Consider the following 16134-nt stretch of genomic DNA (forward strand, 5'->3'; position numbering starts at 1 on the left):
TTGCGAAGTTTATTCAAGATCACTAAACACAGCTTTTCTCCTTGAAAAAAGAATTCGACATACTGGTAATCGGCAGCGGATTGGGAGGTCTTGTTTCGGCGCTGGTGCTCGCCAAAGAAGGCCTGAAAGTCTGTGTCTTAGAGAAAAATAACCAATATGGCGGAAACCTCCAGACCTTTTCCCGCGACAAGCTGATTTTCGATACCGGTGTGCATTATCTGGGCGGACTTTCCGAAGGGCAGAACCTTCATCGGTATTTTTCATATCTCGGTATTATGGATGACCTTCAGCTTCAGCAGATGGATCCGGACGGATATGATAGAATTACTTTCGGGGATGATCAGACCGAATATCCGCATGCACAGGGTTACGATAATTTTATAGAGCAACTGGTTAAAAATTTTCCTGACGAAAGGGAAAACCTGCAGAATTACTGTGAGGAAATCCAGAGGATATGCAATCAGTTTCCAAGGTATAACCTGGTAGGGAAAGACCATTATAATGAAGAAGTCCTGCACCTCAATACCAAACGGTTTATCGAATCCATTACACCCAACAGGAAACTTCAGTCGGTGTTGCTGGGATCTAATTTTTTATACGCCGGAGATTCTGAAAATGTTCCTTTTTTTGTACATGCGCTCACGGTAAATTCTTACATTCAGAGTGCTTATAAGTGCGTGAAAGGCGGAAGCCAGATTTCAAAATTACTGATCAAAAGGCTTCGTGAACATGGGGCGGAAGTCCATAAACATTCTGAAGTCTCGGAATTCATATTTAATGACGGAAATGTGCTGACCGGAGTAAGGACAAAAGCCGGAAAAGAATATTTTGCTGAAAAATTTATTTCCAATATTGAGATCCGTTCCGCCATCAGACTGATCGGTGAAAACCGGCTGAAAAAATCTTTCTTAAACAGAATTAGAAGCTGGGAACCGGTATCTTCCTGTTTCAGTGTGTATCTTGTGTTAAAGCCCCGAACAGTTCAGAATTTTAATTATAACCTTTACCATTTTTCCAGTGAAGAATCGGTTTGGAATGCCTATCGTTACAGGAAAGATGCCTGGCCGGAAACCTATATGCTGTCCTCGACACAGTCGAAGCACAACCCTGATTTCGCCGAAAGCCTGACGGCCATTTCCTATATGGATTTTGAAGAGGTAAAAGAATGGCAGGATACATTCAATACGGTCGCTGAGGGGCATGACCGTGGAGGGGATTACGATACATTCAAGCTTGAAAAGGCTGAAAAAATGATTGCCGCCCTGGAGAAAAAAATTCCTGATCTGAGAACATCAATCAAAAGAATATATACTTCTTCGCCACTGTCTTACCGCGATTACATTGGCAGTGCCGACGGAAATATGTATGGGTATATGAAGAGTTCTGAAAATCCTCTGAAAACCATGGTTTCTCCAAGGACGAAAATCGACAATCTGTTCCTGACGGGCCAGTCCGTAAACATGCATGGGATTTTAGGCTGTACGATCGGTGCCTTTAATACCTGTGCTGAAATTCTTGGAAAAGAAGTGATTGATGAAAGATTAATACAACTGATTAATAAAATCAAAGGTGAAAAATAAGATTATAACCAGCCGCTCTTCTTTTCGCATAGTATTTCTTTTGCTTGGCCTTATCCTGAATCTCAGCCTTATTTCCTGCGGCATAAGAAAATCGGTACGGCATCTTCCGGAAATCAGACAATATGCGCTGGAAGTTCCGAAAGTGAATAAGGTTAATGATTCGACATTTAGTTTTCGTGAAAATTATTTAACCAAAAACAAACAGCAGCTCTGGGAATTGTATATCAAAGGAAATCCTCTGCAGCTGGGCTATAACAACGGAGCATTAACGCAAAACCTGATGCAGAAGCAGGAAGAAGTCTTTTTCTCAAAAGTGGAAGGATTTGTGCCTTCAAAATTTAAGCAAAATTTGCTGAGAGGTTTTCTGAAATGGTATAACCGGAAAATGTACCTGAATATCCGGGAAGATGATCAGGCGGAACTCTACGGATTGTCGCGGTATTCTTCGGACAAATACAATTTTATCGCTCCTGAATTTTTGAGAAGCATGTACCTGCACGGCGCACATGACATCGGCCACGCGATGCAGGATCTGATGATGGTTGGCTGTACTTCACTGGCTGTCTGGAACGAAAATACAGAAGACGGCGACCTGCTCATCGGCCGGAATTTCGATTTTTATGTAGGGGACGATTTTGCAAAGAATAAATTAATCCAATTTGTAGAGCCGGAGGACGGGATTCCTTACCTTTCTGTAAGCTGGCCCGGTATGATCGGCGTGGTTTCCGGGATGAATAAGGAAGGCCTTACGGTTACCATCAATGCCGGAAAGTCGAAAATTCCGCTGACGGCAAAAACACCGATTTCGCTGGTGGCACGGGAAATTTTACAGTATGCTAGAAATATCGATGAAGCTATTGCGATTGCCCGAAAAAGAAAGGTTTTCGTATCAGAATCCATCCTGGTTGGAAGTGCAAATGATAAAAATGCCGTGATCATCGAGGTTTCGCCGGATAATTTCGGGGTGTACCGGGTTGAAAACAGCGCGAAGGTTTTCTGTACCAATCATTTCCAGTCGGAGGCGTATAAAAATGACAAGAGAAATCAGAAGCATATCCTGGAAAGCCATTCCGAATACCGCTACGAAAAGCTGCAGGAACTTTTACAGGAAAACAGAAAGCTGAATCCCGAAAAGATGGCGGCCATTCTGAGGGATCAATCGGGATTGAAAGGAGAGAAAATCGGCTACGGCAACGAAAAAGCCATTAATCAGCTTTTGGCACATCATGCGGTGATTTTTTCGCCTCAGAAAAAACTGGTCTGGGTCTCTGCCAATCCTTATCAGCTTGGAGAATTTGTGTGCTATGATCTGAATGAAGTTTTCTCAGGCCGAAAACCGGGCACCGGCACATTGGCAAAATCAAAATTGAATATTCCTAAAGATCCCTTTTTAGATTCCCGGGAATTTAAAAATTATGAAGAGTACAAGATTGCCAATTCCGAAATTAGTGATGCGGTAAACGATAAGACAAAAGCACTTTCCGATGGATTCATTCTCCATTACCAGTCACTGAACCCGGATTTCTGGCTGGTGTATTACCAAGCCGGCAGGTATTATTTCAGCAGGAAAGAATATTCCAAAGCGAAGCCCGAGTTTGAAAAAGCATTATCCAAAGAAATCACCACCGTTCCGGACCGGGAGAATGTCGAAAAATACCTGAAGAAGACGGAGAAAAAGCTGAAAGGTCAATAGTGAATTTTGCTGCGCAAGTGAATGTTCGATGGTGAATGGTGAATTCGCTTTGCTTGTTAATGGTCAATTTTTTACAGAAAACCAATGTTGGAATACGCCAAGGCGCAAAAGGGTTTTTAATGCTTTGTGTGGAAAAGGCGTGAGGATTTTATCTTTGATAAAATTGAATACTGCACATTGATTTCCTGATACTGAAATTTGGAAAGCCTATCTGGTCAACGGCATGAAAATTTGACATTGTCAAATTCCTTGCACCTTTTAACGTTGCTTTTTTACTAATCTTAGCGTCTTTGCGTATTCCAGCAACAATCAAAATTTCATTCGTTAAAAATTGACCATTAACAAGCAAAGCGGATTCACTGTTAACTTCCGACTAAGGGATAAACAAAAGACGACCGGCCTAGCCCCGATAGAAACGGTTACCCCGCAGCAGGCGAAGGCATAGCATAGCATTGGCGTGAGGAGTAGAAGTGGATAGCGGGAAATAGCTCCTAAAAATCGGTTTTGTCCGGGCTTACTTTGTTCAGTAAAAAGAAGGTGATAATCCAGGTTAATGCAGATGCTGAGATGGCCAGAATCATGCTTCCGATGACATATTGCAAAAGGTTATTTTTTACCAGGTCGAAATTCAGTTCCTGGCTCAGGATGTTGCTGTTGCCGTCTACGAAAGGAGATCCCAGGAAAAGGGAAGCTGCAATAATAAACGGGATAAACGGCGGGAGGCTCACATTGGAAGCGAAGAAAGCCAGCACTTTGTTAAGTTTGAAAAGCACCGCCAGCGAAATAACGATCAGGGTATGGAATCCCCAGAAAGGAGAAAAACCAACGAATACCCCGAGCGCAATTGAAAATGCCTTCGTACGGTTGGTTCCGTCGCTTTCCAGCACATCTTCCTTAATAAACCGCCGGATGCTTTTTTTTCTGAAATTATTGATGAAATTCCTTGGAATAATGTACAGCAGGGCAATTGCTACCAGAATCGTATTAAGAATACTGATCCGCGTAAAATCTTTGAACGGCCTGAAATGCGATACCCGCTCTGCCGGATCGTACAACACCTTTACCGGGACGTTCTTTACTGGGACGTGTCTCCAGGCAGTCCGTACGATGATTTCGATCTCAAATTCAAATTTCGGGGTGAAGTATTTCTTTGGAATTTTATGTAAAGGATAAAGGCGGTATCCGGATTGGGTGTCTTCCAGTTTGATCCCGGTCTCAAACCAGAACCAGAAGTTGGAGAACCGGTTTCCGAAGCTGCTTTTTTTTGGAATGCCGTCCTGTGCCATATTACGGTTCCCGATCAAAAGAACGTCCTCTTTTTCGTAAAGTAATGCTTCTATGAAAACGGGAATATCATCGGGATAATGCTGTCCGTCTGAATCGATGGTAATGGCATAATGATAACCGAGTTTCTTTGCCTTTCTAAATCCGGTTTTAAGGCCGTTCCCTTTGCCTTTGTTTTCCGGTAAATGGATGACGTGGAGCTGAGGATATTGTCCTAAAATCTCTTTGGTGGAGTCGGTAGAGCCGTCATTGACTACAATAATGTCCTGCGTGTAATCGAGAACGCCGTCAATGACTCTTTTCAGGGTTTTCTCGTTGTTGTAAGTCGGGATTAAAACACAGATTTTCTTTTCGGAAATCACGTTTTGCACTTCAGGCAGGGTCATCGTTTTATTTTAGGGTTGCTTTTTCAGCGGGTGTAAAGGTTTTGGACTGTGCGGCGAAACGTTTGATGTAATTTTTCAGGGCCGCGTTCTGTTTGCTGTAATGATCCAGAAGAAATGTTTTATCATCTTTCAGGCTTCCCCTGTATCCTACGATTTTAGGAATATTTTCCTGTACACTCATCCGGATTACCCTGAGTTCGGCATTATTGGGATTGCTTTTGATTACCGCTTCAAGGCTCGTCGCTCCCGATTTTACCAAAGCTTTACGGTTCGATTTGGTAATCTTTGCTTCCATGATCTGTGCGGCTGCTTTATATCCCTGGATTACAGGTTCGGAACCTGATGCCTTTTCAGCCATGTTGATGAATGATTCCGTATTGGCGTTGGAAGCATTGGCTTTCGCATAGCTTTCTCTCAACGATTCAAGATTCGACTGAAAGAAAAGAACGAAGGCGGTTATAAGTGAGAAAATAAATTTCATGAGGTCAATTTTTGGTAGTTCACTGACATTTTCAATGCAATAGTCTCGCCAAAAGATGTGGTATTCTTTACTTTCACTTCTCCTTCGGCCTGGGTAATATCCAGCTGCAGCTTTAGGTCCGGGGTTTCAAAAGGATTGATGATGGCCATGAATTTTACGTTGGAAGCCGTCTTCAGAAACAGAGACAGACCTGTAAATTCTTCAGAAAGTTCCTTTACGATCTGCATCATGCACACACCCGGCGTTACCGGATTTCCCGGAAAATGCCCTTTGAAGATGTCATGGTCTTTATTCAGAGAGATGTAGGCGGTGTAGCTTCCGTTTTCTGCCTGTTCGTAAGACTGTAAAGTATAAAAATCTGTAAGAATAGTCTGCATAGAATTATTTTTTCATGTTAAAGGTATAATACACACCGGCCTGGAACGTGATGTTCGAGTGGTCGTTGTAAAAGGAATACACCGGGATGAAACCTTTTTTTACCCTGGCTTCAACCCCGAAATGCTCGGTAATTTCAAAACCTGCGCCTGCCGTAATTCCCAGGTCGATTTCATTAGCGGCATCGAAATTTTTCTGTTCCACCAGAAATTCCAAGGTCGGGCCGAAATGAACATTGAATTTATTAAAGTAGAATTTATTAACCAGTTGAAGACTTACATAAGAGGCGGTAAGCATCTGCCCGTTCCAGTTGTTGATATTCGTATCCATTTTTGCACCCTGTCTGGAATAGTTGATCTCCGGCTGCAAAGCATAGAATTTTGCAAACCGGATATTTCCGAAAAGTCCAAGATAGAAATCGGTTTTATTCTTAAACTCCATATTGGGATCGGCATTGCCATAGTAATCTGAATCCATATAGGAATACCACTGCGCTTTATTGGTAAAGTGCGAAAAATTGGCACCCGCCCTTATTCCCGGATTAAAGGTTACCTGCGATAAAGCAATGGCTGAAATAAGTAAAGTAAATAAAGAAATAATTTTTTTCATGTGAATTTATTCGTTTTCGGTTATCTGAAATAGTTTTATGTTTATTTTAAAATCTTTATGCTGAAGGTTGATACTGTCCGCGAAGATATGTTTTTTTGCCTCAAAAGTAAAATCGATTTTTTCCTTATTGTTTTTAGTATAAATGATTTTTTTCAGCAGACCGTTCTGTTTGTTAAAAAATAAATAATAGGTTTTCGCATCGATCTTTGAAAGGTAAATGCGGCTGGTTTCATTTTCAAAACTTTCGGTCACGGGATATTTCTGCCTTAAAAGCTGCTGAAAGTCATTTTTCAGGAAATTAATGACAATTTTTCTATCCAGATCGGGAAGAACATAATTAAGCTTAAAATCATCTCCGGAAATTTCAAAATCGATTAATTTGTTTCCGAAATCTGAAGTCAGCACAACGCGGTGGGTCGTTTCATTAATTTTTTTTAATATCAGGATTCCGCTGACGTGATTTTTGTAAATGTCTATCTGGCATTTATACACGTAATCTTCCTTAGAAGAAAAATAGAGGTTTTCGACCGTCTGTTCAGTATTCAAGACAGGCTTTGCATCCGTAAGCTTGTAAGTTTTACAGGATACGAACGATATGAAAATCAGGCTATAAGCTAAATTCCGAAGCAGCAACCGGTGCATTGATCTTTGTATTTTTGAAAACAATGTTGGTCGTGTCTCCCGAAGCTTCCGTCATATTCACCTGTGAAACCGTTGACTGGTTTTTAGGGAAATACAGTTCGATCTGCTTAATGTATTTAAGCAGCTGTGCAGATTTTGGGGTGAATTTCGCGATATTGAAACTGCCGTTTTTGAAGTAAGCCACGGAAAATTCCGGATCATTGAACATCTGCCCGTTGGAACTTCCGACAATCAGCTTATTGATCTTCTCGAAGGTTTTGCTTTTGGCATCTACCGCCGACTTTTTCCCCTGGTCGTTGATGAAGATTTTATTCTCCTTAAAGACGATGCTGTACTGATATGGCTTTGTGTATTTCCAGCTCAGCATATTCGGGGTTTTTAAAGACATTTTCCCGTAAGTAACGATATTTTTATCCAGGAAATCCATTTTTTTGGTCTGGGTAAAATCACTCTGCAGCGTTTTTATTTCTTTGGTCTCCGAGGAAACTTTGCTGACAAAAGCTTTGGCTTCCGCGCCTGACATGGCCGTATTCTGTGCGAAGAATAATCCTGAAACGGATAGAAGCGCAGTGATGAAAATATTTTTAATCATTGTTTTATTTTTTAAGTGAACAAGTTCTGTCTAACCTTAAAAAGTCAAAATTTTGAATCATTTAATTAAAAAATCTTTGATTTTTTAGCTCATGTGCTCTTTTTAAAGTTGGTCTACCATAAACTTTTATGAGCAGGACAAAATCTTTTGTGGCTTTTGTGGTTCAAAAAAACTTCTGCATTAAATTATTCGATGGTAAAAGTCGAATATTTTTCACGCTTCAAAAATACTAATAAATTTACCAAAACATTATACGTTTTTTCCGAAGTGTCGTGAAGCAGGATGATGCTGCCTTTTTTCATCCCTTTGGTAACTTTCCGGTAAATTTTGTTCTCATTTTCAGTAATAGTGTCCAGCGAACGGACATTCCAGCCGATGCTTTTTTTGCCGGTCAGCTTTATCGCTTTGGCTATATTCGGATTGGTAACACCGAAAGGCGGGCGGTACAGACGGGTCTTCAGATTTCCGGTTTGCAGCATGACTTCATCACACTTTTTAATTTCCTCCGCCATTTTTGAGGTGGATAAAAAACCGGTCTGATTGGAGTGGGAATAGGTATGATTCCCAACAGCATGGCCTTCATCAATAATCCGCTGAAAGGTTTCGGGATATTTTTCGATCTGTTTTCCGATACAGAAGAAGGTGGCTTTAATATTATTTTCTTTTAAAAGATCTAAAAACTTTGGGGTAAATTCGGTAGGGCCGTCATCGAAAGTCAGGGCCGCTTCTTTTATTTTTGTCATTTTGTGCGTAAGGCTATGAACAAAATAACCCAGTCCGATATCGAAGGATCCCCAGATCACCACGGCTGAGAACATCAGGAAACAGAACAGATACACCCAGATCGTCCCATGAAACGTATAAATAAAAACGTTGCAAAAGAGGTAGAACAGGATAAAGTAGTAGTGTTTCATCTTTATTTTTTAAATTTGGGCTAAAAAATCAATAATTTATATCTGTAAATATCCCTTGCTGAGTGAAACGCCTTTACGAATGGAATATTTTCAAACTTTACAAGCAATCTTTGCGTTAAAAGTATTTCAACAGCTAGGCTCTTTCCAATAAAACCAGGCTATGGTCATTCCCGCGAAGATGGTTATACAGAAGAACGGTTTTTATTTCTTCTTTTTTAAAAGCATTAATCATCATCACTTCCGGAATTGCCTGTTTCTTAAGAATATGGCATGCCATAAAAGTAGAAAAGCCACTGGCCGTGTTGAATTCGCCGCTCAAATGTTTATAATACAGCAAAGCGGAGTTTGTAAACAATTCCATTGCCTTTGTATAATAATCATCAGACTTTGCATCGCCGCTGAATCCCAGGATAACAGCATCTATATCCTGAGCGTTCAGGTTATTTTTAATTAAAAATTCTTCAATAAACGTTTGCGTTTCTTCAAAATCTACTTTGTTGCTGATCCGGATGTCTTTCAACCCGGCATAGGAAGAATCTGTCTTATCTTTACCCAACACAAAGAAGCTTGCCCCTTCGCCCCAGATGACACCGTTAGTAGCGGAGTTCAGATAATCCACAGGAAGATGTTCTTCTTTTTTAATGGTTTTGCTGAGTTCATACAATTCCATCGTTCTTTCGGTTTGTTCATCTGTGGAACCTACCAGAACATGTTCGGCTTCACCATCGTTAATCTGAAGTTTAGCATCCAGGAATGAAAACTCGAGCGATGAAGAACTGTTTACATAAGTGAAATTATAAGCATGGCACTGAAGCCCCAGTGCGATCTGTCCCGCAACGGTATTGTGGGTCGACTGGATAAAATAAGTCGGCGTAAGGAACTCTTCATTGTTATCCAGCACATTTTTCAGAAATTTTTCGGAATCCTGCGAACAGCCCATTCCGGTTCCTACGATAATGGCATCCGGGTTTTCGATTCCTGCTTCTTTCAAAGCATATTGGGACGCCACGGAACTCATTTTTACGGTCTTTGACATTCTCCGGATCATTGCCGGCGGAATAAATTCTTTGTATACGGGCTCAACAGCTTTAAGAACCTGGCTTGAGTCAAAAGGCTGCAGGTTTTCAAAGAAATTTTCGTTTAAAGTATCCTGTACGGAAATACAGGCTGCACTGTTGATGTAAACGTCTGTCATGATTTCGAGAAAATTAGGGTTGAACAATTTCCTCCGAATCCGAATGAATTGGAAAGGACGTGATCTATATTTTTTTCTTTCAGTTCCGTCACCGGGGTCAGATCAAATTCTGCCATTTTGGTTTTGAAATTCAGGTTGGGAAAAATAAGGCCGTTTTGGATGGCCAGTAATGAATATACGGCTTCAATTCCTGCCGCAGCAGCAAGCGTATGTCCTGTAAATGCTTTTGTGGAGCTGAATTCAGGAACTTTTCCTTCTCCGAAAATCCGGATCATTGCGATTCCTTCCGATAAATCATTATTTGGCGTTGCTGTCCCGTGAACATTGATGTAATCGATATTTTCTTTATCTAAACCGGAGATTTTCAGGGCTTTTTTCATGGCGAGATAAGCACCCTGTCCGTTTTCCGAAGAAGCTGTCTGATGGTGCGCATCGTTGGCATTTCCGTATCCTGAAAGATAGCCGATAACTTTTTTATTTTCTTTTCGGACCACCTCATCAGATTCCAGAACAATAAACGCTGCGGCTTCTCCAAGATTCAATCCTTTACGGTCATTGTCAAAAGGTGTGTTGTAGGAATCGGTAAGGATCATCAGCGTATTGAAACCGTTTAAGGTAAATTTGGAAAGCGAGTCTGTTCCGCCGACGATTACCCGGTCCAGAACACCGTTTTTAATAAGCTTTGCCCCCATCATAATCGCGTTGGCCGCTGACGAACAGGCGGTGCTGATAGTGGAAACCATGCCTTTTAAACCTAAATAATCGGCGATTAATAATGAGGAATTGCCCGCATCATGGGAGTCAATATATTTTTGCTTGCCAGGAAAATCTTCGTACGTGTAGAAGTAGTTTTCGGTAACATCCATTCCGCCGACACTGGTAGAGGAGATCAGGCCTGTTTTGTATTCATTGATATACGAAATCCCGGCACTTTCGATAGCTTCTTTTGCGGCAATCATTCCCAATAGGGACGTTCTCGTCGCATTCTTTTCATCTTTCAGCTGAAGTCTTTCCATCAGCTCTGTGTTGGAAAGCTTGATTTCTCCGGTTTTGATATGTCCGGCATGGCGTGTTTCAAACAATTGGATGTCTGAAATCCCGTGCTTCCCGGACTGTAATGAACTCAGGTTTTCTTCCACGTTGTTCCCGATGGAAGAGATGATGCCCATTCCTGTGATGGCAATTTTTTGACCCATGTTTTTGGTAATGTAACAATGCATCGATCTAACAGTTTACCAATATTGTTACACTGTTAGATTGATATATTGTTAGATTGAATTATTTTGTTCTGTTTTCTTCGATAAATTTCGCCATCGTATCGATAGAGGTGAAAATTTCCTTTCCTTTTTTAGGATCGGATAATTTGATGCCGTATTCTTTATCCAGAAGAACGATCAGCTCAAGCGCGTCGATGGAGTCAAGGCCAAGGCCGCCGCCGAACAAAGGATCCGTATCCTGGATTTCCTCTACTGCAACGTCTTCTAAATTAAGAACTTCGATAATTTTGTGTTTTAATTCTTCTCTTAAGTTTTCCATAAAAATTATTTTAATGTATCAATCCAGCAGTGTACCAGTTTACGAATGGATGACTGCAAATTATTGTTACATTGTTATATCGTTAAATTGTTACATTGTCAGTCAGCAAATATACAAAAGCTTTATAACTTTCCTGATAAAGTTCTACCCAGCCGCATAATACTTTATCGGCCTTTCCTGATTGTATGAGCTGTCCCGCATAGCTGTTTACAAATTCTTCGTCGAATTCATCCAGGACAAAAAACGCATTCTCAGTCTGCATTTTGTGACGGATACTGATTTCCCCCACGCAGATGTTAGGCAGTGTATACACGAAAACGGCAGGGCTCGGGAAATAGCTTTCAGGTGAATTGATGCTTTCCTGATATTTGAAATCGGTATCCAGGCTGGAGGAACGGTTGGCAAAAACCAGGCCGGTCCGGCTGTGATCCGCGTCTTTTAAAATAAGTTCGGAGGCCAGAAAGGCCAGCTTGCTGAGGTTATCCATTTTGTGGAATTTCGGATAATTCAGCTCAAAATTTTTATAAGCTTCCTTCGAAAAATCTGAAAAATTCCTTGCCTGAGCTTGAAAAATAATTTCGTTATTCAGAATGATTTTTGAGTTTTCTATGGTGCAGATGTCTGTTTTCTTCATGAATACGTTTGAGAAGGGTTAAGGCTTTTTCGTTGGGTTTTGATGTGTGTTGAAAACAGAGAATATTACAATTTCTTTATCGATAATTTGGTAAATAATGAGATAAGGAAATTTTTTAATGTAAGCTTCGCTAAGATTTCCCCTCCTGACAGGAAAATGTTTAGGATAATCCTGAATTTTCGAAAAATACAGGTTGACCTGTTGCAAAAACTTTTCGCCGAGGCCTAGCTGTTTATTTTCGTACCATAATTTACCTTCTGCTAAATCGGTTTCGGCATTTGGCGATAAAACCAATGAATAATTCATATGTTTTTTAGCCTTTCTTTAACTTCTTCCCAGGAAGATGTCTTCAGTTCGCCTTTTAGATATTTTTCACGTGCTTCTTCGATCCTGTCATAGACATAATCAGGAACTTGTGGATAACCTGATGGGTCATTGTCGAAATTTTCTTTTTCTTCCGCGTCAATAATCCCATTGAAAATACGCAGGATCCTATTGTCCGCAATGTCAATGAATTCATGAATTCTTTTTCTGATCTCTAATGTAGATTCCATTTTTCTCAAAACTTAGGTCTATCAAAAATACAAAATTATTATTTATATTTTTTCCAAAACAACAGCCGCATTACATCCTCCAAATCCCGAAGCGGTTTTCAGAATATACCTGATGTCCGCAGGCTGGTTTTCTTTAATGATGTTCAAAGATTGAGAAATTCCCGGCTCTTCAAAATTTTTGGAAGGAATCAAAATATTGTTCAGGGCACTCTCCATGGAAATAATGCTTTCCAACAGTCCCGACGCGCCCAGGCAATGTCCGTAATAGGCTTTCATGCTGTTGAGGGGAATATCCTGCAGTTCCATTCTGTTGAAGGCAATGGCTTCCATTTCATCATTGTAAAGGGTAGCGGTTCCGTGGGCGGAAATAAAATCAATCTCTTGCGGGGAAACCTGTGCTTCTTTCATGGCATTCCTGATGCTGGCAAACAGCCCGTCGCCTGTTCTGGAAGGGCCGGAAATATGGTTCGCATCATTCACGGCCGAATCTCCGGTTATTTTAAAATTAAATTTTTCGTTCCCTTTAGATTCGGAGGTTATATAAACGGCTGCTGCGGCTTCACCGATGTTGATGCCGTCCCGGTTTTTGTCATAAGGTTTACAGATCCCGGTTCCGATCGCCTGAAAAGAATTGAAGCCTGAAATCACAAACTCTGAAATTTCATCGCCGGCGATGACAAAAGCATCTTTGTATTTTCCTGCCCGGATCATATTTTTCGCCACGGCTATGGCCATCACTCCGGAAACACAGGCATTGGAAACCACGACAGGTTTGGTTTTAAATCCGAAAAAATCGGCGATTTTTTGAGCCAGACCTGAAAGGAAAGCGCCTTCCGGTAAGGTTTCCTGATTTTTTAGTAAGCTGATATTTCCTTTGGTGGTAGATAAAATAAAAGCCGTATCCTCTGAAACAGGATGTTTTTCAACCAAAGGTTTCAGGCTTAACAGGAACATTTTTTCCAATCGGGTGAAATGCTGTGGGTTTTGAGCTTCAAAGACTTTATCGAATTTTTCATTGAGTTTTTCATCCTCTATCATGGAAGCATAAAAAGGCTCCTGATTTTCTATGATCTTGTGTAAGGAAACACCGGATTTCCCTTCTAAGAGAGCATTCCAATTCGATGAAACATCAAAACCTAATGGCGTGACGCAATTGTAATCGGTGATGTAAATTTCGTTGTTCATTTAATTAATGAAATTTTCGATTCATATCTGGAAAAGCCAAAATCCGGCTAAAGTCCCATTTTATCTTTCCATGTCTGAAAAAATTCAGGATTGTATAAGCATAAATTATTATCGGAATCCAGAAAAACCTGAATGGTTTCCCCGGAACAGATCAATTGATCCTGTTGGTTGAAAAGCTCATACCGGTAAATCAGCTTTGCGGAAACCGAGTTTATGAAAGTTGTTACGATTCTGAAGGTTTCACCGTATTTTAGAGGTAAAAAATGTTCACAGGTACTTTTTACGATGGGTGTTACGTAGCCTGCTTTCTGAATATCCAGATAGGTCAGCCCATGTTGTCTCCCGAATGCTTCCCTTCCGTCTTCAAAATAGACGATATAATGGCCGTGCCATACGATTCCCAGCGGATCCGTTTCGTTGAAGCGAACCCGTACTTCTTCGGTACACGTTAAAAGATTTTCTTTAGACTGCATGCTGTTTTCTTTCGTAAAATAATGAAATGCCTACCATGGCAATATAAAATAAAAATAAGAACGTGATCTCTTTGGCAATGCCTCCGATTCCGCTGTTTCTTAAAATAATATCATAATACGCATTTAATCCCCAGTTCATCGGGGAAAATTTAGCGATGGTCTGCATAAATTCAGGCATCAGAAATACCGGAACCCATATTCCTCCGATGGCTGCCAGAACCACCACGGAAGTCGCTCCGAAAGGGGCCGACTGTTCCTGTGTATCCGCTATTGTTCCCAATAGAACACCAAACCCAATAGCAGCCAGGCCGGCAAAGATCGTAACGATAATCATCGGGAACATCTTCCCGGTAACGTCGAACTGCGGCAAATCCATATACGGGAACAGGTAAATTCCTACGGCTACCATCAGCAAAAACTGGATGACACAAATGATGAGGTAGGTGAATGTTTTTCCCAGGATGTGAACGAAATAAGGCGTCGGACTGATTCTTGCCCTGACACTGGTTCCCTGGCTTTTCTCTTTAACTAAATTAATTGATAATGGCACAACGATAAAGAAGATCGCAAACAGTGCCCATGCCGGAACATTATGCTGGACGGAATTCGGCATTATTTCCATTTCCCCTTTTTTCGGGGTAATTTCTTTGAACCCGATCAGGCTTTTGTCTTTTTCGAGGTCTTCCGTGGTGCCCAGCTGATCCTGGAATGCTTTGTAGATTTTTTTATTTTCGATTTCAAAGACCATTTTGTTGATGGAATTCATCACATTATTCTTGAATCCGATATTGGTCGCCGGATCAAAATACAAATGAATCTCTTTGGCTTTCGGGGCTTCCTTTTTAACTTTAACAGAATCCGTTTCCAGTCCGAATGAACTTACAATCGCCTGTACCTTGGAATCGATATTGGAATTGATGTCTTTCGTTAAATACTCAGGAATAACGATCGCCATCTGGTAATCTCCGGAGAATACGGCATCCTGTGCGGATTTTTCAGTGAAATCGGTCAGCAGTTCAAATGTTTTGCTGTTCTCCAGTTCCTTTTTTATGTTCTGTGAGACTTCAGATTTGTCGTGATCGATGAAAATGACCGGAATTTTCGAGCCTTCCAGATTTTTAAACGTGGAATCCTGGATCAGGGTAATCGTAATGATCAGCAGCAACGGCATTACGAAAATAATAACGATTCCTCCGATATCTCTTTTCAGCAGAAGGATTTCCTTCACAAAGCTTCTCCACAATTTATACAACAACATCGCGTAATTCTTTTCCGGTTAATGAAATAAAAACATCTTCTAGATTTTCCGCATGGGCAACTTTACCGATCAGTTCTTCCGGTGTTCCTACTGCGTGGATCTTCCCATGATCGATAATTGCGATTTTGGTACAGAATTCTTCGGCCTCCGAAAGGTGATGGGAAGTATAGATGATGCAGGTTCCTTTTTTATTTAAATCCAAAAGATAATCGATAATCGCTTTTTTGGACTGAACATCCACGCCAACGGTGGGCTCGTCCAGAAAAAGCACCTTCGGGTTGTGAAGCGTTCCGGCAATCAGGTTGCATCTCCGCTTCATCCCTCCTGAAAATTGTTCAACCTTTTTATCTGCGAATTTTGAAAGTCCCATGATTTCCAGAGATTCATCGATGGAGTTTTTTAAATTTTTATGGCTTAACCCGTAAAGGCTTCCGAAGAACATCAGGTTTTCCCTCGCGGTTAACGTCGGATACAAAGCATATTCCTGCGGAACGATTCCCATGATCTGCCTTAATTTAAAACCATTCTTCTGGTGGGAGAGCCCGTCGATCTTAAATTGTCCCGAAGTCGGTTTTATGAGTCCCGAAAGCATTGAAATCAGCGTGGTTTTCCCGGCTCCGTTGGGACCAAGGATTCCGTAGATTTCATTTTTATCGATGGTCAAAGAAATATCGTTTACCGAGAAGTCTTCGGCGTTTTTGTATTTCTTGTACAGGTTTTTTATTTCTATGAAATGCTCCACG

Annotated in this window: 19 protein-coding genes; 2 read left to right on the forward strand and 17 right to left on the reverse strand. The window is 41.0% G+C overall.

Annotated elements, in window-relative coordinates:
• Positions 1-41: 41 nt before the first annotated feature.
• Together ACED20_RS07995 and ACED20_RS08000 are read left to right on the forward strand one after the other, a co-directional pair.
• Entirely contained in the window at positions 42-1580 is a 1539-nt protein-coding gene (locus ACED20_RS07995) for a phytoene desaturase family protein (protein WP_378104127.1), read from the forward strand.
• Entirely contained in the window at positions 1570-3273 is a 1704-nt protein-coding gene (locus ACED20_RS08000) for a C45 family autoproteolytic acyltransferase/hydolase (protein ID WP_378104129.1), read from the forward strand. Before ACED20_RS07995 ends, ACED20_RS08000 begins: the two co-directional genes overlap by 11 nt.
• A 491-nt stretch (positions 3274-3764) precedes the next feature.
• Here ACED20_RS08000 and ACED20_RS08005 read toward each other — a convergent pair whose 3' ends face one another.
• The 17 genes from ACED20_RS08005 to ACED20_RS08085 form a co-directional block, all read right to left on the reverse strand.
• Positions 3765-4943 (reverse strand): DUF2062 domain-containing protein, encoded by a 1179-nt coding sequence (locus ACED20_RS08005; RefSeq protein WP_294241247.1) that lies wholly within the window; start codon positions 4941-4943, stop codon positions 3765-3767.
• A 4-nt stretch (positions 4944-4947) separates the two neighbouring features.
• Positions 4948-5424 carry a hypothetical protein gene (locus ACED20_RS08010; protein WP_294202501.1) on the reverse strand — a complete coding sequence of 159 codons (477 nt, stop codon included), beginning with the start codon at positions 5422-5424 and terminating at the stop codon, positions 4948-4950.
• Complete coding sequence (locus ACED20_RS08015; protein WP_294202499.1) at positions 5421-5801, reverse strand: 3-hydroxyacyl-ACP dehydratase; 381 nt, start codon at positions 5799-5801, stop codon at positions 5421-5423. Before ACED20_RS08015 ends, ACED20_RS08010 begins: the two co-directional genes overlap by 4 nt.
• Positions 5802-5805: 4 nt before the next feature.
• Positions 5806-6408, reverse strand: a complete 603-nt coding sequence (locus tag ACED20_RS08020; RefSeq protein ID WP_378104132.1) for an outer membrane beta-barrel protein — start codon at positions 6406-6408, stop codon at positions 5806-5808.
• Positions 6409-6414: 6 nt separating this feature from the next.
• On the reverse strand, positions 6415-6954 hold the full coding sequence (locus tag ACED20_RS08025) for a hypothetical protein (protein WP_378104134.1): 540 nt from the start codon (positions 6952-6954) through the stop codon (positions 6415-6417).
• Positions 6955-7015: 61 nt separating this feature from the next.
• Positions 7016-7642, reverse strand: coding sequence for an outer membrane lipoprotein carrier protein LolA (locus ACED20_RS08030; protein WP_294202494.1), 627 nt, complete (start codon positions 7640-7642; stop codon positions 7016-7018).
• Between the two features lie 185 nt (positions 7643-7827).
• The gene (locus ACED20_RS08035) at positions 7828-8556 is read right to left on the reverse strand and encodes a polysaccharide deacetylase family protein (protein WP_378104137.1); all 729 of its coding nucleotides are present in this window, start codon (positions 8554-8556) and stop codon (positions 7828-7830) included.
• A 133-nt stretch (positions 8557-8689) separates the two neighbouring features.
• Positions 8690-9751 carry a beta-ketoacyl synthase N-terminal-like domain-containing protein gene (locus ACED20_RS08040; RefSeq protein ID WP_378104139.1) on the reverse strand — a complete coding sequence of 354 codons (1062 nt, stop codon included), beginning with the start codon at positions 9749-9751 and terminating at the stop codon, positions 8690-8692.
• Positions 9748-10947: a beta-ketoacyl-[acyl-carrier-protein] synthase family protein gene (locus ACED20_RS08045; protein WP_378104141.1), complete on the reverse strand. Its 1200-nt coding sequence runs from the start codon at positions 10945-10947 to the stop codon at positions 9748-9750. Before ACED20_RS08045 ends, ACED20_RS08040 begins: the two co-directional genes overlap by 4 nt.
• A gap of 82 nt (positions 10948-11029) precedes the next feature.
• Complete coding sequence (locus ACED20_RS08050; RefSeq protein WP_294225820.1) at positions 11030-11287, reverse strand: phosphopantetheine-binding protein; 258 nt, start codon at positions 11285-11287, stop codon at positions 11030-11032.
• Positions 11288-11369: 82 nt separating this feature from the next.
• Positions 11370-11921: a 3-oxoacyl-ACP synthase gene (locus tag ACED20_RS08055; protein ID WP_294225817.1), complete on the reverse strand. Its 552-nt coding sequence runs from the start codon at positions 11919-11921 to the stop codon at positions 11370-11372.
• Positions 11922-11939: 18 nt separating this feature from the next.
• Positions 11940-12227: a type II toxin-antitoxin system RelE/ParE family toxin gene (locus ACED20_RS08060; RefSeq protein ID WP_294202481.1), complete on the reverse strand. Its 288-nt coding sequence runs from the start codon at positions 12225-12227 to the stop codon at positions 11940-11942.
• Positions 12224-12475 carry a hypothetical protein gene (locus tag ACED20_RS08065; RefSeq protein WP_378104143.1) on the reverse strand — a complete coding sequence of 84 codons (252 nt, stop codon included), beginning with the start codon at positions 12473-12475 and terminating at the stop codon, positions 12224-12226. The genes ACED20_RS08060 and ACED20_RS08065 overlap by 4 nt, the downstream gene beginning before the upstream one ends.
• Before the next feature lie 42 nt (positions 12476-12517).
• Complete coding sequence (locus ACED20_RS08070; RefSeq protein WP_294241238.1) at positions 12518-13660, reverse strand: beta-ketoacyl synthase N-terminal-like domain-containing protein; 1143 nt, start codon at positions 13658-13660, stop codon at positions 12518-12520.
• A gap of 47 nt (positions 13661-13707) precedes the next feature.
• Entirely contained in the window at positions 13708-14133 is a 426-nt protein-coding gene (locus ACED20_RS08075) for a thioesterase family protein (RefSeq protein WP_294225808.1), read from the reverse strand.
• The gene (locus ACED20_RS08080; protein ID WP_294225806.1) at positions 14123-15391 is read right to left on the reverse strand and encodes an ABC transporter permease; all 1269 of its coding nucleotides are present in this window, start codon (positions 15389-15391) and stop codon (positions 14123-14125) included. The genes ACED20_RS08075 and ACED20_RS08080 overlap by 11 nt, the downstream gene beginning before the upstream one ends.
• Positions 15378-16133: an ABC transporter ATP-binding protein gene (locus ACED20_RS08085; RefSeq protein ID WP_294225803.1), complete on the reverse strand. Its 756-nt coding sequence runs from the start codon at positions 16131-16133 to the stop codon at positions 15378-15380. The genes ACED20_RS08080 and ACED20_RS08085 overlap by 14 nt, the downstream gene beginning before the upstream one ends.
• Position 16134: the final 1 nt, after the last annotated feature.

The sequence above is a fragment of the Chryseobacterium sp. sg2396 genome, assembly GCF_042610505.1.
GTDB lineage: Bacteria > Bacteroidota > Bacteroidia > Flavobacteriales > Weeksellaceae > Chryseobacterium.